Here is a 19,094-nt window from a genome sequence, read left to right as displayed (position 1 = left end):
TTTATTGCCTGGCTAAAACGTTATGAAGGCTGAGAAGCCGGAAAGGATGATGCAAACCGCCGTGTCACCCCTGTAATCAATGAGGAATTCGATGAAAAGTCAGTCACCTCTCGTCACCTTGTGCGATCTGGCCCAGAAAGCCGTCGAACAGGCCAGTACTCAACTGGGACACGTTCGTCAGTCCTATCAGAATGCTGAGCAGCAACTGACCATGTTGCTGACTTATCAGGATGAATACCGGGAGCGGTTGAATGACACGCTGTGCAATGGGATGGCTTCATCCAGTTGGCAAAATTATCAGCAGTTTATTCAAACACTGGAACAAGCCATCGACCAACATCGCAAACAACTGGCTCAATGGAGTATCAAAGTTGAGCAGGCAGTGAAGTATTGGCAAGAAAAACAGCAGCGGTTAAACGCGTTTGAAACCTTGCAAGAGCGGGCTGAAACCACTCAGCGCCAGCAAGAGAACCGTTTGGATCAAAAATTGATGGATGAGTTCGCTCAGCGCGCCTCACAAAGGAGTCTTAATTTATGAATCTGTCCCTATTGCCCGCTGCGGCTACCCCGAGTGAAAGCGAAGGTGTCTCGTCCTCTTCCTCTATTGCAACGCTGTTTACCGATGCCGGTATGCCCACGGATTTCGCGAAATTATTAGGTGACCAACTCACTCAACCGGGCAAGGAACTGACAGCTAAAGAAGCGGCAATGCTGAAATCGTCTTTAGCCGCTGATGCCGACAGTGGCAAATTAACCAGTAGCAACAGTAAACTCAATCAGTTGCTAGCCGCACTGGGGGATATCACGGCCACCCTGCCTGCCGGTCTGACTCATATAGGGCAAGTCGGTGATGCCGCTGGCGCAAAAAAAACCACGGCTAATGATGACTCTCAACTGGATAACCGCCATGAGACGAGTGACCTCAACGCGCTACAAACCTTATTAACCATGTTGCCGCATCAGGTCGCGGCGACACTCGGCGCTGACAAGCTGGCTTCTGGCAGTGCAGGGCAAGAAAACACGCTATCTGAAGAGGGTCTGCTGGCTAACAACAATGGGTTAATAAGTAACAATGGGTTAATGGGTAACAATGAGTTAATAAGCGACAAAAACAGTACAGCGAAACAAGATGCTACGGCGCTGACTGGCACAGAGCGACTGGCCGGGGCCACTAACGGTAAAACTAAAACCACTACCGCACCGGACAAATTAACCCATTTAGCGGCTCAGGACAGCGATAGCGTCCTGAGCACCAAAAACCCACCATTGACCGCCCAGAGCGAGGTCTCTCTCACCACCGCCAGCAGCGATAAAACACTGTTAAATTCGACACCGGTAACCGCTGCGCTGTCCAGCCCGATGAACACCACTGCCGTCAGTTCACTGGTCAGCGCCCCCGCTAATGGGTATTTAAGTGCCTCGCCAGGCAGCCAGGAGTGGCAACAGTCATTGGGGCAGCAAGTGATCATGTTCAGCCGTAATGGTCAGCAACGTGCCGAGTTACGTTTACACCCACAAGAGCTGGGTGCCTTACAGATCAGTCTGAAAATGGAAGATAACCAAGCGCAATTGCACTTTGCTTCTGCCCACAGCCAGGTACGCGCCGCACTTGAAGCCGCGATGCCCAGTCTACGCCACGCCTTGGCGGAAAGTGGGGTTCAATTAGGTCAAAGCAGTGTTGGCAGCGAGGGGCAATGGCAGCAGGCACAGCAGCAAAATCAGCAGGACTTCGTTGCTCGCGGCCAACCCACTTACGGTGATGTGGCCGCCGGTCCTCTGACCGAGCCCCCGTTGGCCGCGCCAACCGCCTTACAGTCCTTAGCGAACGGCCAAGGCGGCGTTGATGTCTTCGCCTAAGGTTAACGTCTTCACCTAAAACTGACGTTTGTTTCACCATAAGTGAACAAACGGGCAAGCTAGGCCGTTTTTTCCCACCTATTCTGCCTATTGGTATTGAAGATAAGCGGGATAATCGTCAGCAATAATTCGTATAGCGTGGGGTAGTTTGTGGGTGGACCGCGGTTGGTGGTCATCAGCACAGGCATTGCCCCAAGTTATTATCGTGATTCACCGCTTAATATCGAAACAGGAATTTGTCTTCCCCATGTCTGATAATACCTTCCCGGCCAAGCGTAAGAGTTCGATCTGGCTGATCCTGCTGGTACTGGTTGCTATAGCAGCCTGTGCGGGTGGCGGCTATAGCTGGTGGTTACTTCATAAGAGTAAACCGGCCAATACCCAGATTGTTGCTGCCATCCCGGTATTTATGCCGTTGGAGACCTTCACCGTTAACTTGATCACGCCCGATAATAATCTGGATCGCGTACTTTATATCGGTTTAACCCTAAGACTGCCCGACGATACTACCCGCGCCAAACTCAATGACTATCTGCCGGAAGTTCGCAGCCGCTTGCTATTACTGCTTTCTCGTCAGTCAGCCGATAGCTTATCGAATGAAGAAGGCAAGCAGCGTTTAGTCAATGACATTAAAAACATACTTAGTCCGCCAATGGTTAAAGGCCAACCTAATCAGGTGATCAGCGATGTGCTGTTTACCGCATTCATATTGCGATAATCATTATGGGCGATAGCATTCTTTCACAAGCAGAGATTGACGCACTGTTAAATGGCGATAGCGGGAGTGAAGAACCCGTGGTAATCACCGCCAATGAGACCGACGTCAAACCTTACGATCCGACAACCCAGCGACGTGTGGTGCGTGAACGCCTACACGCGTTGGAGATCATCAACGAGCGTTTTGCCCGTCAGTTCCGTATGGGATTGTTTAACCTATTGCGCCGTAGCCCAGATATCACGGTCGGCCCGATAAAAATTCAGCCTTATCACGATTTTGCCCGCAATCTGCCAGTGCCAACCAACCTTAATCTGGTGCATCTAAAACCGCTACGCGGTACTGCGCTATTCGTATTTGCCCCCAGTTTAGTATTTATTGCTGTTGATAACCTGTTTGGCGGGGATGGCCGTTTTCCAACGAAAGTGGAAGGCCGTGAGTTTACTCATACCGAGCAAAGGGTTATCACCCGGATGTTGCGGTTGGCGTTGGATGCTTACCGTGATGCCTGGGCGGCCATCTATAAAATCGATGTGGAATATGTTCGCTCAGAAATACAGGTGAAATTTACCAATATCACCACCTCCCCCAATGACATCGTGGTGAGCACGCCTTTTCAGGTGGAGATAGGCACCCTGAGCGGTGAGTTTAATATCTGTATTCCCTTCGCCATGATCGAGCCCTTGCGCGAACTGTTGACCAATCCACCTCTGGAGAACTCCCGTCAGGAAGATAACTACTGGCGCGAAACCTTAGTGAAGCAAGTTCAGCATTCGGAGCTGGAATTGGTGGCTAATTTTGTTGATATCCCTCTGCGATTGTCACAGATCCTAAAACTACAGCCGGGGGATGTGTTGCCGATAGAAAAACCGGATCGACTGATTGGTCACGTCGATGGCGTACCGGTACTAACCAGTCAATACGGGACATTAAACGGGCAATATGCCCTGCGTGTTGAACATTTGATTAACCCTATTTTGAATGCTCTGAGTGAGGAACAGCCCAAATGAGTGACCCTAAGTTTCCGTCTGCTGATGGAAAGGAATCCGTGGACGATCTGTGGGCTGATGCGTTTAATGAGCAGCAAGCGACAGAAAAACCCACGGCCACGACCGAAGGCGTCTTTAAATCGCTGGAAGCACCTGAGGGGCTGGGTAATTTGCAGGATATCGATTTAATTCTGGATATCCCGGTAAAACTCTCCGTTGAATTAGGTCGCACCAAAATGACCATCAAAGAGTTACTGCGTCTGTCACAAGGCTCGGTGGTCTCCCTTGATGGCTTGGCGGGCGAACCCCTGGATATTCTGATTAACGGTTATCTGATTGCTCAGGGCGAAGTGGTGGTGGTGGCCGATAAATACGGGGTCCGCATCACGGACATCATTACACCATCTGAACGTATGCGTCGTTTGAGCCGCTAATGACTGCAGCCGCACCGACCTCGACAATACTGGCCTCAACAACAACACAGCAAACCGCAACCACAGGGTTTGCTGCCAGCCATCCGGGGTCGAACAGTCAGTTACAGCCGAGCAGTCAACTGCAATCAACCAATCAATTGCAATCGAGCGCCGCCACCCCGGCCATGCCTGCAGGGGGTGTGTTAACGCAGGTGGGCAGTGCGCTGGGCGGTATTCTGTTATTAATTCTGTTTGTGGCCTGGCTGGTGCGGCGGTTGGGGTTTGCCCCACAGGCCCGTAATAGCAAGCTACTGAACGTACGGGCCAGTTGTCAGGTCGGGCAACGTGAGCGGGTGGTGATTGTCGAAGTCGATGACACCTGGCTGGTATTGGGCGTTACGGCCCAACAGGTTACCCCCTTGCATACACTGGCACGTCCGGTGGTGAAAGCACCGCGGCAGGCGGATGGCACGCTATCAACAAGCAATGCGCAAGCGGCTGATTTTCGCCAACTGCTAAACAAGATATTGAAACATCCGGAAAAATCGGCATGACGTCCCATCGCCCTGTTTTTATCAGCAAACGTTCTCTCATCACTGGCACGCTGTTCTGCCGGATGTGGCGCACCATAATAACGTCGGTTATCAACAAAACCACACTGGGGCTGCTCACCTTATTTTGCTCACCTTCGGTATTGGCTCAACTGCCTGGGATCATCAGCCAACCGTTGGCTAATGGTGGACAGAGTTGGTCTTTACCCGTGCAAACGCTGGTATTCATCACCACGCTGAGTTTTTTGCCCGCGGCGTTACTGATGATGACCAGTTTTACCCGCATCATTATTGTGCTCGGGTTACTGCGTAACGCGATGGGCACCCCTTCGGCCCCGCCGAATCAGGTGATGCTGGGGCTGGCGCTGTTTCTGACCTTTTTTATTATGTCACCGGTGTTTGACAAAGTTTATCAAGAGGCTTATCTGCCCTTCAGTCAGGATAAAATCAGCATGGACGTGGCGCTGGATAAAGGTTCACAACCGTTGCGGGAGTTTATGCTGCGCCAAACGCGGGAATCTGATCTGGCGCTGTATGCCCGGTTGGCAAATCTGCCGCCGCTGGAAGGCCCCGAGATGGTTCCGATGCGTATTCTGCTGCCCGCCTATGTCACCAGTGAATTGAAAACGGCATTCCAAATTGGTTTTACCGTATTTATTCCGTTCCTGATTATCGATTTGGTGGTCGCCAGTGTGCTGATGGCGCTGGGGATGATGATGGTTCCGCCTGCCAGTATCTCGCTACCGTTCAAGCTGATGTTATTTGTTCTGGTTGATGGCTGGCAATTGTTATTGGGTTCACTGGCGCAGAGCTTTTATAGCTGATTAACCCGGTATATTTCACGTTGCAGGTGCATTGATGGCCGGTGCTCCCCGTCACTGGCTTATCGCGTATTCACTCACACAGTTAGGCAAGAGGCAGACACGTCATGACTCCAGAATCAGTAATGGCTCTCGGTACCGAGGCAATGAAGATCGCCTTGGCACTGGCCGCGCCACTGTTACTGGCCGCGCTCATCAGCGGGCTAATTGTCAGCCTGCTACAGGCAGCAACACAGATCAACGAAATGACCCTGTCATTCATCCCTAAAATACTGGCAGTCTTCACTACTATGGTGATAGCAGGCCCGTGGATGCTGAACTTGATCCTGGACTATATGCGCAATTTATTCACCAGCCTGCCCACGTTGATTGGCTAGCCATGCTGTCCTTTGATACCCACCAACTCAGCGTCTGGGTTAGCCAATACTTTTGGCCGTTGGTCCGGGTATTGGCCCTGATCGGCACCGCCCCGCTGTTGAGTGAGAAACAGGTCAACAAAAAAGTGAAGATTGGGCTGGGGGTCTTAATTACCTTTCTGATTGCGCCCTCCCTGCCCCCGGTGAATATCCCTTTATTCTCCAGCGCTGCACTCTGGGTCGCTATCCAACAAATATTGATTGGTGTTGCACTGGGTGTAACGATGCAATTCGCCTTTGCCGCCGTTCGGTTATCCGGAGAGGTGATTGGGTTACAAATGGGGTTATCTTTCGCCACCTTCTTTGACCCATCAGGTGGTCCAAATATGCCGGTATTATCCCGCTTGCTTAACATCCTGGTGACGCTGCTCTTCCTCTCTTTTGATGGCCACTTATGGCTCATTTCATTGCTAGCAGACAGTTTCCATACTTTACCCATTCAGTTTGCCCCCCTTAATGGCAACGGTTTTCTCACGCTGGCCCAGTCAGGTTCGATGATCTTTATGAATGGGCTGATGCTGGCTCTCCCCTTGATTACTTTGTTGTTAACCTTGAATATGGCCTTGGGGATGTTGAACCGGATGACACCACAACTCTCTGTTTTCGTTATCGGTTTCCCGTTAACACTGACCGTAGGCATTATCTCTTTGGGTTTGATCATGCCATTGTTAGCCCCGTTCACCGAACACCTGTTTGGTGAATTCTTCGACCGCCTGGCCGAGGTATTAAGCGGCATGGCAAACTGATAGCAAGAAAATGACGTTCATTGCATCACGATTATCAACGCGTTTACGCTGCGTACCCAGCGGGTGACTAGTTTTATGCTCCGGAATATGTGGACCATTCTTTCCCAGAGTTCATCGCCACACATCACACATATGCGTTGTAACAGGCGTAAATTGTATGTATGGCGTGTATGTTTGGCGCATCAGCAAATCACAAGGAGTTTCGGCGGGGTTTCCCCCCCTTTTTTTTCTGACCTCTCGTAACTATATATTTTTAGGTGATTTTTAGGTGATTTTTAATATAAAGATGTTACACGCATCGAGCATATACCACTCATCAAGCGAGTTAAGATAAGGGGCGCAGCCTAGAAAATCACCAAAGATTATGTGACAACCGTATCCAGTCCAATAACCCAAGATATCCCAATGACCCGAACAATAGACCGTCATTGGGACCCGAAGGTTAAGTCTCTTGGGCAATGGGTAAGGTTTCGGCCGTATTCATCACCTTAAGGGTATGCTCAAAATCAATAATGCCCGCATCAGAGCCTAAACCAGAGACCACCAGCGAAGCCGCAGCAGAAGCGAAGCGCCCCGATGTCGCAAGGTCCCAGCCTTTGGTCAACCCCATAATAAAGGCCGCACAATAGGAATCACCACAGCCGGTTGAATCCACAACCTGCGCTTTATACGCGGGGATCAGAATCTCCGCCATGTCCAGTGACGCAATACTGCTCCCCTCAGCCCCCATTTTGAAAACGGTGTGGCCCACCCCACGGTTCAGGAAAAACGCAATGACATCAGCCCGTTTCTCTAAACCGCAAATGGCCCGCGCCTCATCTAAACCGGGCATAAAATAATCGATATAAGGCAACGCTGGCTCAAGCTTGGCCAGTAGGTCAGGTTGGGCGTTAACCAGTAAATCCAGCGTGGTGGTCACCCCATGCTCTTTGGCGAATTTTAAGACAGTGGCCGTGGGTGGCCCATCAAGGCCGGGCAGTAAATAGGTGCCACCAAAGTGGAGAATATCCGCACTGGCAATCACATCCCAATGGATATCTTCAAGCCTATAGGCCGCGTTGGCCCCCAAAACATGCAGAACTGGCCGCTCGCCATTGGGCCGGATGGGCAGCATACTGCAGGAGGTTTGTACTGCTGATTTACGTACAATGTGGTCGGTATTAACCCCATAGCGCCGCAAGGTGTCGATAATAAAGTTGCCCGATGCATCCAGACCCACGGCCCCCATCGCATAAACATCGCCCCCGAGCTTAGCCAGATCAACACTCATCCCGGCGGCTGTACCCGCAACGGTTAAGCGGATTTCATTAATAATATCGAGCTCTCCACCGGGGGGGAATCGGTTCACGTGACGCCCTAATACATCAAGGACATGAATACCCAGGCTGACAATTTTTGACATATTGATATCCTCATAATCATTGATTAAACATAAATGCTGAAATAGACCTTAGCGATATTTACGCCAACCAAAAGCGGTACCCGCGGCGATAATAAACGCCCCGATAATCACCTTCTGCCATGTACTTGGAATACCCACCAGAATTAAAACGTTGTTAACCAACACGACCAAGCCCCCCCCCATGAGGGTACCCAAAACCGTACCACTGCCGCCGGTAATACGCGCGCCCCCGAGAATGACAGCGGCAATGACCGTTAACTCCAATCCATTTAAATCAAACGGGTTGGCTATGCGGTTACTGGCTACATGCACCATGCCCGCGATGCCAGCCAGTAACCCGGCGTAAGCAAATACAAAGATCTGTACCACTCGCACATCAAAACCGAGCCGTTGGGCAATATCGCTATTACCGCCAATGGCAAAAATGGCACGCCCCAGCAAGGTGCGGTTCAGTAACCACCAGGTCAGTAAGCTGGCAAATACCAGTATTAAAAAGAACAGCGGCAGTATCGTGATACCTTGATTGATATTGCTGACAATATAGAGTGGGCTTTTACCAAATTGCTCTAATTGCTCGGGAATATTCATGTATAACGCCGTGCCAATAAAAGTCAGCAGCAGCCCCCGATAAAGGTATTGGGTGCCAATAGTCACAATAAGTGATGAGGTTTTCAGGCTGTGAACCAAAACACCGTTAATCCCTCCCAAGATAGCCCCCCCACAGCCACTGGCAATAAACATGGCGATAACCGGGGCATCAGGCCAATACAGTAAGACAAACTTCGTGACGCCATACATGCACAGTGCCGCGATCGCCGTAAACGAGACATCCAGACCACCGGAGGCGAGTACAATCAAGACGCCCAATGCAAACAGACCCACGACGACCGAGGCTCTCGCAATATCAAACAGATTGGAGAGTTGTAAAAAAGCAGGATTAATAACGCCGACGGTGAGACACACGATAATGATCAATATAAAGGTAAAGGTTGACGGGCGGTGCAGACACCATTCGATAAGGGTGTTGAATGAACGTGATGGTTTCGTGTGAACGGGGAGATCAATAACCATAGCTATAAATCCTCAGTGAGTCCCTCATCGGCGATCTGTGCTTGATAGAGTCTATTTTCATTGGCATCCACTGCGCTCACCTGTTGGCAAATACGGCCTTTCTTCATCACCAGAATTCGGTCGCAGTTTTGACACAGCTCCGGTAGGTCATCACTGATCAGGATGACCCCCATTCCTTTCTTCGCCAGCGCTTGGATCAGCCGATAAATCGTATCTTTAGCACCGACATCCACGCCGACGGTGGGGCCATGCAAGATAAGCACCCACGGCTTGATGGTCAGTGCTCTGCCAATGAGGACCCGTTGTTGATTACCGCCAGAAAGTGCCTGAACTGGCAGATTTATATTCGACGCAGAAATATCTAAATCGAGAACCGTCTGGGTGGCTAAAACCTGGCATTGCCCCTTATCCACCTGACCCCAATAGCCCAGTAAGTGATCCAGTTCGAGTACAATGAGGTTCTCAAGTATCGATTTACCAAGGAAGAGGCCCGCATCAAGACGATCTTCTGGTACATAAGCAATGTGGTTGTTGATGGCATCACGGGGTTGCCTAAGGCTAATGGGCTGACCTTCGAGGGCGATGATCCCGCGGTTAGCTGGCAATATTCCAGCTAGCGCCAAACCGAGTTCATTGCACCCTGAGTCAAGTAAGCCGGTTACGCCTAAAATTTCACCGCGGTGTAACACGAAGGATATCTCGTCAAAAGCCGCCCGTTGACCTAAGCCCGTAACCGTTAGCAGCGGCTCTCCACCCTGCTGCACGCGACGGTAACGTCGTTCATCCACCCGCCGCCCGGTCATTAAATAGCCCAGTTGAGACTTAGTGAAATGGGTAATGGCACCTTGGGCGATTTTTTGACCATCTTTCAGTACCAAGACTTGTCCGCCAATGGCGAAACATTCATCCAGTTTGTGGCTCACAAACAGCACGGCGACATGTTGTTGACTAAGCTGGCGAATGACACCAATCAGATTATCAATCTCCTTCTTTGTCAGTGAGGTGGTAGGTTCATCCATGATAACCAGTCTGGCTTTAGTGGCGATGGCTCGGGCAATTGCCACCAGTTGCCGTTGTGCAATCGGTAGCACCTCTACCGTGGTGAACAAAAAACTCTCGCTGGAAGGTAACCCCACCACCGCTAATGCCGCTTTAGCGGTGGATAACAGGCGCTGGCGATCCAGTATTCGGTTTAATCTCCCTGCCTGTGCGACAAGTTGTTCGGTTAATCCAATATTCTCGACAACACTTAAATTCGGGATAAGAGAGAGATCCTGATAAACCGTCTCAATCCCCAATGACAGCGCCTCAATGGGGGTTAATTTCTGACAAGCAGTGCCATTGATCACCAACTCACCTTCATCCGCGCAAATAGCCCCTGAGATCACCTTGATTAAAGTGCTTTTTCCGCAGCCGTTCTCACCCAGTAAGTGATAAATCTCACCTTGATGAATCTCAACGTTAATTCCCCGCAGTGCGTGCACGCCACTGTAGCGTTTATGTACGTTGTGTATGACGAGGAAAGCCGTCTCTCTGCTTTCTTGCGCCGCCATGACGCGTTGACCTGCGGAAACGTCCATGGGTGATCCCCCATCAATACGCCCTATGCCGCTTAATCGGCATCGCTTATTATTGGTACCACTCATCAGAATGGGTACTGCTGCCAGTTGGTCTTATCAACAAACTTTGCCGCATCACCGATAACCAAAACACCGTCACCTTTTCCTTTTCTAATGGAGACGTTCTCGTAGCCCGGTACGCCCAGATTCATCCCATCGGTGAGTGGTTTTTTATCGAGCAGAAACTTGGCGACGGTATCCATCGCGAGGCTGGCATCTTTAGGATCCCAGAAACTGATGCCGTTGATCGCGCCACTGTCCAGATACTTGCCAGAATCTTGCGGCAGGCCGATCCCAAAGACGCATATCTTGCCTTGTAGACCGGCCTCTTCCACCGCTCGACCAATGCCGATAACATCAATGGCCGAGTGCCCCTGAAACCCTTTGATATCCGGATATTTGCGCATAATTTCTTTGGCTTTGTCATAAGCTCTATTCGCATCATTAAAGGATTCATTAAGTGGGTCCACCAGCGTCATATTGGGGTATTTTTGGGCATTAACTGCGGCACTTTTAGCCCAAAGCACATGGTTATTGGTGCCGAGTGAACCGACAAAGGTGGTCCACTTACCGCTTTCGCCCATACAGTTAACCAGCCCCTCATTCATTTTTGCGCCAAACGTGGCGTTATCGACCGCTTCAATATCCGCGTGCATATTGACCATGTCATAGGCTTCGTTGGTCACGACAATGATGCCCCGACTCATCGCCTTCTTAAGCGCACCTTCGAGTGTGCTCGGATCCATGGGGGCAACGGCCAACGCATCCACTTTTTTGGCGATCAAGTCTTCAATGATGCGTAACTGTAAGGCGGAATCTGCCCGTGCAGGGCCGACCGTGCGGGTACTGATGCTCGGATTTTCGTCACCAAATTCTTTAGCCCCTTCCCCCATGCGGGTATACCAAGGTTCACCAATAACTTTAACGACAGTCACAATCGATTGGCTACGTTGAGCATAAGCCCCCATGACCCCGAGGCTGAATATGATGGCGGCAATGAGACACAACTTTTTAATCATCATAATGGTGTTTCCTCATTTTATTTCCCCCAGAGACACAGCTCATCAGCGCACGGGGGATTGCACTGATGGGGTGTTTTTTCGCCATAACGATTTAACAAAATCCGAGGGATTAATGCGGGAAAAAATAATGAAGAACAGCAACAACGCGCCCCAAGCGCAGTCACGGAAAAAGCTGGAGACGTCCAAAAAATTAAAGGTACTGGAAAGAAACTGTAGGGCGGTAGCCGATAACAATAGGCAGCCCATTCGCCCATATCCTCCTTCTGGGCGGACCCCTGCCATCACGGCGATCAAAATAGCAATTAGCACATAAGAGCTACCGTAATCGGCGGTAGCGCTGGTTGAACGGGCCGCAATTATAATGCCGGCGATAGCGGCTAAAGTGCCTGATAAGGTATAGATGACGACCAGCAACCGTTGTTGCGCAATGCCAATATACTGTGCAGCTTTAAGATTGGTTCCCAAGAGATATAGCCGTATACCGGTAGCACTAAAACGCAACCAAAGACCTAACAACGTGGCGAGGAGAATAAACAGCGCAAAGCAGAACGGAATATTGGCAATAAGGCCATCACCAATAAAGGACAGCGGTTCAATAAAACCAATCTTAACGCCACTGCCATGAGAAATCACGACAGCAAACCCGGTGAAAATAAGCTGAGTGCCTAAGGTGCAGAGGATCGGCGTGAGTTTAGCGTAAGCAATGAGCACTCCATTGATTAGCCCCCCTGTCAGACCGACCAACAAGGCGCATAAGACAAAAACCACGGTAAACAGCAAAGGGCTATCAACAGCATTGACCCACCCCGGAGTGAGCGTACCGGCGACGACTGCCGCCAGATTAGCGAGAGCAATGCCCGAGAGATCAATCCCCCCATTACCCACGATCATGGCCAGCATGACCCCCATCGCCAGCAAGCCCAATTCAGGGACCTGACCCGCCATGGTTTGTAGATTATAGAGATCGACAAAGGCCCCTTGGGTAATGATAGCGGCTACCGTAATAACCAATATATTGACCATTACCAAGAAATTAAGTTGCTTATCGTTCAACATACGGCGAGTTAATTGTTTGCAGCCCATTCGTGTTTGAACTTTCATAACAGTTTGAACCCCCATATTGTTTGAATTACGGTAACTGTTTGAATTACGGTAACTGTTTGAGGCTCCTGATCAGTGCTCCTCTCAGGATTTATATTGGTAAAACCTGAACGGAGGAAAACCATGATTTATCGCAACATCGCTGCCACATTGCCACCATCCACGGTGATGACGTTACCGGTTGATTTATCGAGCATGGCCGAGACAACAAAAGCCTTGGCGACATCTTGGGCGGTGACCTCTTGACCGAGTAAATTACCCGCCATGTACTTCTCTTCACTAAGACCGCGCGCCCTGGCACGTAGGCTAATCATTTCAGAATCAAGTAAACCAGACCGAATGCGATCTGCATTAACCGCATTAACTCGAATGCCATCCTGACCATGTTCCAACGCATATTGCCGCACCAGACTTAACAGGGCGGCCTTTGAGGTGCCATAAGCGCCAAAATTAATACCGGGGTTGATCGCTTGTTTAGAAATGTTAAACAGCAGCACCCCACCGATACCCTGTTTTTTCATGATACTGACCGCCTGTTGGGCCACCCGTTGATGGGCAAAAAAGTTCACTTCAAAGCTGGTACGCAGTGTGGCTTCCGGCAATTCAGCTATCGCCCCGGATAACGCAACGCCCGCATTGGATACCACGATATCAACGCCGCCAAATCTGGTCGCTATCGTCTCAAAAGCCGCCTGAACAGAAGCGGTCTCGGTGACATCGCACTGTAAAGCCAGTGCATGTGGCCCTAATTGCGCGGCAACGTTTTTGGCTGATGCTCTGTCAATATCGAGTACCGCGAGTTCTGCCCCTAATAACGAAAACTCCTTGGCAATAGCCGCGCCAATACCGCCCCCCGCTCCCGTGATCACCACGATCTGCCCTTGTAATGGTTTTGCCGACACGTTATTGAGCTTAGCTTGCTCCAAAGACCAGTATTCCATGTCGAATTCGTCCGCTTCGCCAATCGGCTCATAATCACCACAGACAGTGGCATCCGTCACGACTTCCAGCCATGACTCGATGATATCGGCGTTGATTGCCGCGTCCTCTGCGGTTCTGCCCGCTCCCACCACCCCGAGATACGGAATGACAATGGCTCTTGGCAGGGCATCCAGCGCTATTTTTTCCCTCTCAAACCGGGCATTATTACGATGAAAATAGTGCTGATAGCGCTCAACAAACGCCGCGATTTTTGTCTGTGTCTGTGCGGCCCAGTTGCCCAAATTATTCAGGTCAGGCGCATCTAAAACCACCGGGCGGCCTTTCATGCGGATAACATGATCTGGGGTCGCCACGCCACGCTGGGCAATGTCTGAGGTTCCTAAGCCAGATGAAAACGCGAGACTCTTTGGGTCAGTACGCAAATCGAATATCCAATGGCTGTTTTCACTTAGCGAAACCGCATGGCCGAAGGCGGCGCGTAGATACGGCGCAATATGTGCCATACCAGCCAAATTTTTGGGCTTTGCGGGGGCCATTATCACTGGCGAGGAATATATGGCCCGGCGACTTTCAATAAAATTTTCAGCCAGAGTGACAAAAGTAATCATTCGCTCATAAGATGCTTTGGCACTCTCACCAAACGTACACAGGCCATGCTTACCCAAGAGCATACCCTCCGCATCTGGGTACGCCCGGAAGGCACGTTCGACTGCGAGTGAAAGCGCAAATCCAGACATGACATAGGGGATCCACAGCACACGCTCACCATAGATGTGACGGCACAAACGGTCACCATCAGGTTGATCAGCAATGACCATGGCAGCAACCGCATGGGTATGATCAATAAAAGGCCGGTCAACAAAAGCATGTAAAAGTGCTTCAACCGAGGGAGTCGGCGCATGGCAGTCGAGAAGATTCGTGCGTAAGATATTGACCATGTCTTCATCAGACAGATGATCCAATACCTTCAGTTGTTGCAGCGGTGCCAATCTGACCGCCGGGTGACCTGACGCGGTGATTGTGGCTAAGTCTTGGCCGCTACCTTTAATACACATCACTTGTACGGGGTTACCGAAAAGATCATTCATATAGAGCTTAACCGAGGTATTTCCCCCTCCGTGTAAGACAAGTTTGGGGTTCGCACCCAACAATCGTGCAGAGTAAGTACGAAGCCCCAACTCTGGTGGTAGCCCCAGTAAACTTAGCCTGTTAACACACTCAGCCGCATCGGTATCACACCAAAGACTTTTCATATTAACCTCGTAAGTAGTAACATATGTTCTATGCTAATTACTTATGTCATTACATATGATTTGTATGCCTTGCAAATGTAACATCCGTCAAGAGGGAGAGGGAATAGATGCTACGGAGTTATTTCTTTTATGTTAAAAATTTGATCTGATAGACACAATTTTAAAAAATATCGCCGCTCTCTCTCTGTCGTTACTGACCTTATTCAGGACATCGTTTTGGAAAAAACCTACGCCAATAATATGAAAAACCGGGTGGCTGAATCCTCTAAGGGTACGGCATTACACCTCAACCCAATGATTTCTGCCGCCTGGCTCTACTACGAAGATCAACTAAAGCAAAGTGATATTGCGGAGATATTGGGGGTTTCTCGCGCGACAGTGATCAACTATTTGAATGAAGCGCGTTTACGCGGAATAGTGGAAATCAAAATTTCCGATGAGCATTTGGCGTCGATGCGTTTAGCACAAACCATTATGAGAGAATTCGGGTTAGAGCGTTGTATTGTTATCCCCGATGATCAAGGGCTGCGCCCTACCGCATTACGTGTCGGTGAAGCTGGCGCGCAATTACTGTCTTCACTTATCGCGCCAAATGACGTTTTAGGGGTTTCGTGGGGGCAAACGGTATTGGCGCTCTCTCACGCAATCACCCGGCATCCAGTGGCTGATTTAACGGTCATTCAGATAACCGGGAGTATGCATTCGACCTATGAGTTCTCCCCTGAACTTTGCACCTCAAATATTGCTGACCGCTACAGCGCCCGGTGTATTAATTTACATGCGCCCTTTCTACTTTCACGCCCAGAAATCAAAGAGATGCTGTGTAATGAACCTGCATTAATGCCGCAGTTGGCGTTACTCAACACCTGTACCAAGATTGTTTTCGGCGTGGGTAATACCGAAGCAGATAGCACGATTTTCAGTTCCAATACCGTGACACACGCTGCGGTAGCACCTTACCGGCAACAAGGGGCGGTGGCAATTATTGCCGGGCGTTATATTGATGCCACCGGCGCACCCATTTATGACCATCTTGATGACAGAATGATTGGATTGACGATTGATCAGATTGATCAGATCCCAGTGCGGATCTGCGTGGCTGGCGGCGTAAATAAAGTCGATGCTATCCGGGCGACCCTCAAAGGCCAACATGCCACCGTGTTAGTCACTGATGAAGTCACAGCAAGTGCGTTAATGAGTTAATGGCAAGTGCGTTTAATGAAGAATGGGTTAACGCAAAGTAAAACCCCGTAGGCTGTTCTACGGGGTTAAAACAGATTATTTATTCAGTTGGAACAGAGACAAACCCTGCATATTGGTGAAAGTGGTATACGAAGCCTGTAGCGCCGCTTGTTGCATGACATAAGAAGAGATAGCCGAGGTCCAATCAACATCTTGCAAATCACTTAATCGCTGTTTATTAATCAAGGTGCGGTCACCACCCAAGCTGTCTAAATTATCCAGCTCTTGCAGTTGAACCCCAATTTCTGCCTGAACTGATAACACATTATTCAATGAATTAGACAACCCGCGGATCCCTTTATCCAGATCAGCTTGTGCCTGCGCTTTCACCTCTTCAGAGGCCCCTTGCAGTGGGGTTTTTAGTGAATTCAGCACCGTATCAATAGTGTCAAAGATATTATCTTCCGATGCAACCGGATCACCATTAGCATCATCAGGTTCCGGTTTCGCATTGCTGGTCAATGCCATGAAAACACTGGAACCGGTATGACCGACAGTAATCGAACGGTTGGCATCCACTTTCTGCTCAATGGCGACATCACCGCCTACGTAGGTCACCTCACCGGTGTCGCTAACCGTAAAGGGAGGCTTGTCACTTTTGAAGCCAGCAAAAATGTAACGACCGTTGCCATCCGTAGTATTGGCCTGATTCAGCAGTTGGTCTTTCAAACCCTGTAACTGCGTCGCATAGGAGGCGCGGTCATCATCACTTAACGTATCGTTCTTAGCACTGATGACTAAAGTTTGAATTGACTGAATGGTACTGGTCGTTTGCACCAATACCGTCGTTTCCAGTGATGACCCTTGACGGGCAAAACTGCGCGCTAATGCATATTGGTTATTTTCAGATTCAGCTTGTGACACCATCACCGCTTGCGATGCTGCCATCGGGTCATCGGATGGATTAATGACGCGTTTACCGGTAGAAAGCTGTTGGCCGGTCTGCATCCAAAGGGATTGGGCATTGGTGATGCCCTGCATATTTTGCTGATACAACATGCTGGTACTTAGGCGCACGATGTGAGTTCCTTTTAGCAACCGTTCAGCCAGTGCGTATTGATGAGCATGGTCATCATCAATAATCATCATTATTAATAACAACAGCCACACTGGCTAAACTTGATATAAAATAAGTCACGGCGCTAAACAGCTACCGCGGACAATAAGTTATGTAGATAATCGCCTATAAAAAAATAAGTTAACCACGCAAACTCAGTAGCGCATTAAACAACGTCGAAGCGGTCTGGATGACCTGTGCATTCGCCAGATAATATTGCTGGAAACGCTGCAAATCTCCGTACTCTTCGTCTAAATTCACCCCAGAAATTGACTGCTGCTCTGCAGTTAACTGCTTGACGATATTCGCCTGCGCCGTGCTGTTGGTTTTTGCGGTATTGGTTTGGTTGCCGACGTTACTCACTAAGCCTGCATAAGCACCAGACAGTGTAGCCTTACCATCCACCAGTTTTTTGCCCTGTAAGTCCAATAGTGCCTGCGCGTTGGTGTTATCGCTCGCACCACCATCAGCAGTGCCCGCCGCGGCAATCTTACTGGAATCAGTAATGGCAACCTGTAAGTTGGCGGCAACGTTCGTTACTGTCTTGACGGTAAATTTATCTTTCGCCTGTGGACCCGGAGTGCCGTTTTCTATCTTGATAGCGACACCATCGAATTCCAACGTAGGCTCACCGGCAGCATTCACACCTGGCGTCGTTGACACTTTGGTATTATCGGACAGTCGAGTAACCTGCCAATCATTACCATCAAATTCTACGGTGTAATCGCTGGCTTTCACTTTAGATGTATCGGTATAAGCCACGCTAATACTGGCACTACCCTGATTTTTAGCATTTTTCATTACAGACGGTTCTGCAAAGCTGAAGAAATCCTCGCCCTTATCGCCATGAGTATCAAATCCGGCGCTGTGCTGAATATTGAAACTATCGGCCATAACCAACGCCAATTGGCCTAGTTGATTACGGGCGCTGTCCAACGCTTCACTGCGGAATTTTAAAGTGCCGCCGAGAGAGCCAGTCGTGATGCGGCTTTCATCAATCTCAGTGCTATCGCCGTTGCCCCGGGTGTAACCCAGCGTTAATCGTGTTGCATCGGCGCCAGAGGGAATGGCTTCCACCTTGTGGGCGTTTGGCCCTTGTACCAGCGACAGTCCACCGGCAAATGATACGTTGTAAGCATCACCATCTTGTTGGGTCACGGTGACGCCAACAATTTGATTTAACTCTGTCACCAATTGGTCCCGTTGGTCGAGCAAGGCATTCGGTTCGCTGCCACTGCTGCCCCGTAAACGAGTAATCTGGTCGTTTAACTTAGCGATTTGCTCGGCATAGTTATTAATTTGCGCCGCACTCTCGGTTATTTTCTGGTTGACCCCGTTATCCATATCACGCAGATATTTATCCGCATTCTGGAACTGATTAACCAAACCTTCGGCTTTGCCTAATACGGTTTTGCGTGCCGCATCATCGCCGGCATTACTGACCAGATTTTGCAGGTTGCTGAAGAAATCCTGCATGGTAGTCGAGAGGTTGTTAGAGCTGTTCGATAGCAGGTTATCGATTTGAGAAATTTGCTGGTAATAGGTGGTCAGGCCACTGCTCTGTGTTTGAGACGCACGCAGTTGGTTGGTAATAAAAGCGTTATATTCGCGATTAACTCCGGTGACCGTCACGCCATTACCGATAAAACCAGCGGACGTAATCGAGCCACCATTTTGCGCAAAGACCGTGTTCTGGCGGTTATAACCGGCTACCTGAAAGTTGGTGATATTGTTACTGACAGTGCTCAAGGCGTATTGTGCTGCGTTCAAACCACTCATCGCAGTATTCATTAAACTATTGGACATGAAGCAATCCTTTTACCGCAGACGACGAGCATCGCAGCGCCTGCATTATTAATATTGGGATACTGCCTAAG

18 protein-coding genes and 1 pseudogene are annotated in these 19,094 nt (G+C 49.7%); 10 read left to right on the top strand and 9 right to left on the bottom strand.

Translation table 11 applies throughout. From position 1 onward, the window contains the following. The first annotated feature begins 91 nt into the window (after nucleotides 1–91). From fliJ to fliR, 9 genes are all read left to right on the top strand, one after another. On the top strand, nucleotides 92–538 hold the full coding sequence (fliJ, locus tag AC971_RS02640; RefSeq protein WP_002211139.1) for a flagellar export protein FliJ: 447 nt from the start codon (nucleotides 92–94) through the stop codon (nucleotides 536–538). Further along, nucleotides 535–1,857: a flagellar hook-length control protein FliK gene (locus tag AC971_RS02635; protein ID WP_025383576.1), complete on the top strand. Its 1,323-nt coding sequence runs from the start codon at nucleotides 535–537 to the stop codon at nucleotides 1,855–1,857. Before fliJ ends, AC971_RS02635 begins: the two co-directional genes overlap by 4 nt. Before the next feature lie 247 nt (nucleotides 1,858–2,104). Next, entirely contained in the window at nucleotides 2,105–2,575 is a 471-nt protein-coding gene (fliL, locus tag AC971_RS02630) for a flagellar basal body-associated protein FliL (protein WP_025383575.1), read from the top strand. A 5-nt stretch (nucleotides 2,576–2,580) separates the two neighbouring features. Next, nucleotides 2,581–3,582 carry a flagellar motor switch protein FliM gene (gene fliM, locus AC971_RS02625; protein ID WP_011192177.1) on the top strand — a complete coding sequence of 334 codons (1,002 nt, stop codon included), beginning with the start codon at nucleotides 2,581–2,583 and terminating at the stop codon, nucleotides 3,580–3,582. Continuing rightward, nucleotides 3,579–3,995, top strand: a complete 417-nt coding sequence (fliN, locus tag AC971_RS02620) for a flagellar motor switch protein FliN (protein ID WP_011192176.1) — start codon at nucleotides 3,579–3,581, stop codon at nucleotides 3,993–3,995. Before fliM ends, fliN begins: the two co-directional genes overlap by 4 nt. Next, nucleotides 3,995–4,528: a flagellar biosynthetic protein FliO gene (gene fliO, locus AC971_RS02615; protein WP_025383574.1), complete on the top strand. Its 534-nt coding sequence runs from the start codon at nucleotides 3,995–3,997 to the stop codon at nucleotides 4,526–4,528. The genes fliN and fliO overlap by 1 nt, the downstream gene beginning before the upstream one ends. 62 nt (nucleotides 4,529–4,590) lie before the next feature. Beyond that, a complete protein-coding gene (gene fliP / locus AC971_RS02610; RefSeq protein ID WP_038402652.1) occupies nucleotides 4,591–5,349 on the top strand; it encodes a flagellar type III secretion system pore protein FliP in 759 nt (252 codons plus the stop codon). Nucleotides 5,350–5,453: 104 nt separating this feature from the next. Beyond that, a complete protein-coding gene (fliQ, locus tag AC971_RS02605; RefSeq protein ID WP_002211131.1) occupies nucleotides 5,454–5,723 on the top strand; it encodes a flagellar biosynthesis protein FliQ in 270 nt (89 codons plus the stop codon). A gap of 2 nt (nucleotides 5,724–5,725) precedes the next feature. Beyond that, on the top strand, nucleotides 5,726–6,508 hold the full coding sequence (gene fliR / locus AC971_RS02600; RefSeq protein WP_025383572.1) for a flagellar biosynthetic protein FliR: 783 nt from the start codon (nucleotides 5,726–5,728) through the stop codon (nucleotides 6,506–6,508). On the opposite strand, the pseudogene AC971_RS24130 reads toward fliR, so the two are convergent. The 7 genes and pseudogenes from AC971_RS24130 to AC971_RS02570 all read right to left on the bottom strand — a co-directional run. Then, nucleotides 6,509–6,633: pseudogene (locus AC971_RS24130) on the bottom strand (IS5/IS1182 family transposase); the annotation flags it as partial. Nucleotides 6,634–6,950: 317 nt separating this feature from the next. Then, the gene (locus AC971_RS02595) at nucleotides 6,951–7,910 is read right to left on the bottom strand and encodes a sugar kinase (protein ID WP_025383571.1); all 960 of its coding nucleotides are present in this window, start codon (nucleotides 7,908–7,910) and stop codon (nucleotides 6,951–6,953) included. A gap of 48 nt (nucleotides 7,911–7,958) precedes the next feature. Continuing rightward, a complete protein-coding gene (locus AC971_RS02590; RefSeq protein WP_025383570.1) occupies nucleotides 7,959–8,981 on the bottom strand; it encodes an ABC transporter permease in 1,023 nt (340 codons plus the stop codon). Nucleotides 8,982–8,983: 2 nt separating this feature from the next. Then, nucleotides 8,984–10,561, bottom strand: coding sequence for a sugar ABC transporter ATP-binding protein (locus tag AC971_RS02585; RefSeq protein WP_025383569.1), 1,578 nt, complete (start codon nucleotides 10,559–10,561; stop codon nucleotides 8,984–8,986). A gap of 65 nt (nucleotides 10,562–10,626) precedes the next feature. Then, entirely contained in the window at nucleotides 10,627–11,622 is a 996-nt protein-coding gene (locus AC971_RS02580) for a substrate-binding domain-containing protein (RefSeq protein ID WP_025383568.1), read from the bottom strand. Nucleotides 11,623–11,664: 42 nt separating this feature from the next. Then, on the bottom strand, nucleotides 11,665–12,723 hold the full coding sequence (locus tag AC971_RS02575) for an ABC transporter permease (protein WP_025383567.1): 1,059 nt from the start codon (nucleotides 12,721–12,723) through the stop codon (nucleotides 11,665–11,667). A 128-nt stretch (nucleotides 12,724–12,851) separates the two neighbouring features. Continuing rightward, the gene (locus tag AC971_RS02570) at nucleotides 12,852–14,918 is read right to left on the bottom strand and encodes a bifunctional aldolase/short-chain dehydrogenase (protein ID WP_025383566.1); all 2,067 of its coding nucleotides are present in this window, start codon (nucleotides 14,916–14,918) and stop codon (nucleotides 12,852–12,854) included. A gap of 216 nt (nucleotides 14,919–15,134) precedes the next feature. Here AC971_RS02570 and AC971_RS02565 point away from each other — a divergent pair, with 216 nt between their 5' ends. Beyond that, nucleotides 15,135–16,121 (top strand): sugar-binding transcriptional regulator, encoded by a 987-nt coding sequence (locus AC971_RS02565; protein ID WP_025383565.1) that lies wholly within the window; start codon nucleotides 15,135–15,137, stop codon nucleotides 16,119–16,121. Nucleotides 16,122–16,196: 75 nt separating this feature from the next. Here AC971_RS02565 and flgL read toward each other — a convergent pair whose 3' ends face one another. Next, nucleotides 16,197–17,177: a flagellar hook-associated protein FlgL gene (gene flgL / locus AC971_RS02560; RefSeq protein ID WP_025383564.1), complete on the bottom strand. Its 981-nt coding sequence runs from the start codon at nucleotides 17,175–17,177 to the stop codon at nucleotides 16,197–16,199. Between the two features lie 181 nt (nucleotides 17,178–17,358). Further along, nucleotides 17,359–19,023: a flagellar hook-associated protein FlgK gene (flgK, locus tag AC971_RS02555; protein WP_025383563.1), complete on the bottom strand. Its 1,665-nt coding sequence runs from the start codon at nucleotides 19,021–19,023 to the stop codon at nucleotides 17,359–17,361. Nucleotides 19,024–19,094 lie beyond the last annotated feature (71 nt).

Origin of the sequence: Yersinia similis, from assembly GCF_001053095.1 — a bacterium.
GTDB classification, from domain to species: domain Bacteria; phylum Pseudomonadota; class Gammaproteobacteria; order Enterobacterales; family Enterobacteriaceae; genus Yersinia; species Yersinia similis.
The sequence above is the reverse complement of the archived record's forward strand: the minus strand, read 5'-3'. Positions and strand labels throughout refer to the sequence as shown.

Excerpts from the sequence above, each read along its gene's own strand:
- fliJ (WP_002211139.1), top strand. The coding sequence starts at position 92 with ATGAAAAGTCAGTCACCTCTCGTCACCTTGTGCGATCTGGCCCAGAAA.
- AC971_RS02635 (WP_025383576.1), top strand. The coding sequence starts at position 535 with ATGAATCTGTCCCTATTGCCCGCTGCGGCTACCCCGAGTGAAAGCGAA.
- fliL (WP_025383575.1), top strand. The coding sequence starts at position 2,105 with ATGTCTGATAATACCTTCCCGGCCAAGCGTAAGAGTTCGATCTGGCTG.
- fliM (WP_011192177.1), top strand. The coding sequence starts at position 2,581 with ATGGGCGATAGCATTCTTTCACAAGCAGAGATTGACGCACTGTTAAAT.
- fliN (WP_011192176.1), top strand. The coding sequence starts at position 3,579 with ATGAGTGACCCTAAGTTTCCGTCTGCTGATGGAAAGGAATCCGTGGAC.
- fliO (WP_025383574.1), top strand. The coding sequence starts at position 3,995 with ATGACTGCAGCCGCACCGACCTCGACAATACTGGCCTCAACAACAACA.
- fliP (WP_038402652.1), top strand. The coding sequence starts at position 4,591 with ATGTGGCGCACCATAATAACGTCGGTTATCAACAAAACCACACTGGGG.
- fliQ (WP_002211131.1), top strand. The coding sequence starts at position 5,454 with ATGACTCCAGAATCAGTAATGGCTCTCGGTACCGAGGCAATGAAGATC.
- fliR (WP_025383572.1), top strand. The coding sequence starts at position 5,726 with ATGCTGTCCTTTGATACCCACCAACTCAGCGTCTGGGTTAGCCAATAC.
- AC971_RS02595 (WP_025383571.1), bottom strand. The coding sequence starts at position 7,910 with ATGTCAAAAATTGTCAGCCTGGGTATTCATGTCCTTGATGTATTAGGG.
- AC971_RS02590 (WP_025383570.1), bottom strand. The coding sequence starts at position 8,981 with ATGGTTATTGATCTCCCCGTTCACACGAAACCATCACGTTCATTCAAC.
- AC971_RS02585 (WP_025383569.1), bottom strand. The coding sequence starts at position 10,561 with ATGGACGTTTCCGCAGGTCAACGCGTCATGGCGGCGCAAGAAAGCAGA.
- AC971_RS02580 (WP_025383568.1), bottom strand. The coding sequence starts at position 11,622 with ATGATGATTAAAAAGTTGTGTCTCATTGCCGCCATCATATTCAGCCTC.
- AC971_RS02575 (WP_025383567.1), bottom strand. The coding sequence starts at position 12,723 with ATGAAAGTTCAAACACGAATGGGCTGCAAACAATTAACTCGCCGTATG.
- AC971_RS02570 (WP_025383566.1), bottom strand. The coding sequence starts at position 14,918 with ATGAAAAGTCTTTGGTGTGATACCGATGCGGCTGAGTGTGTTAACAGG.
- flgK (WP_025383563.1), bottom strand. The coding sequence starts at position 19,023 with ATGTCCAATAGTTTAATGAATACTGCGATGAGTGGTTTGAACGCAGCA.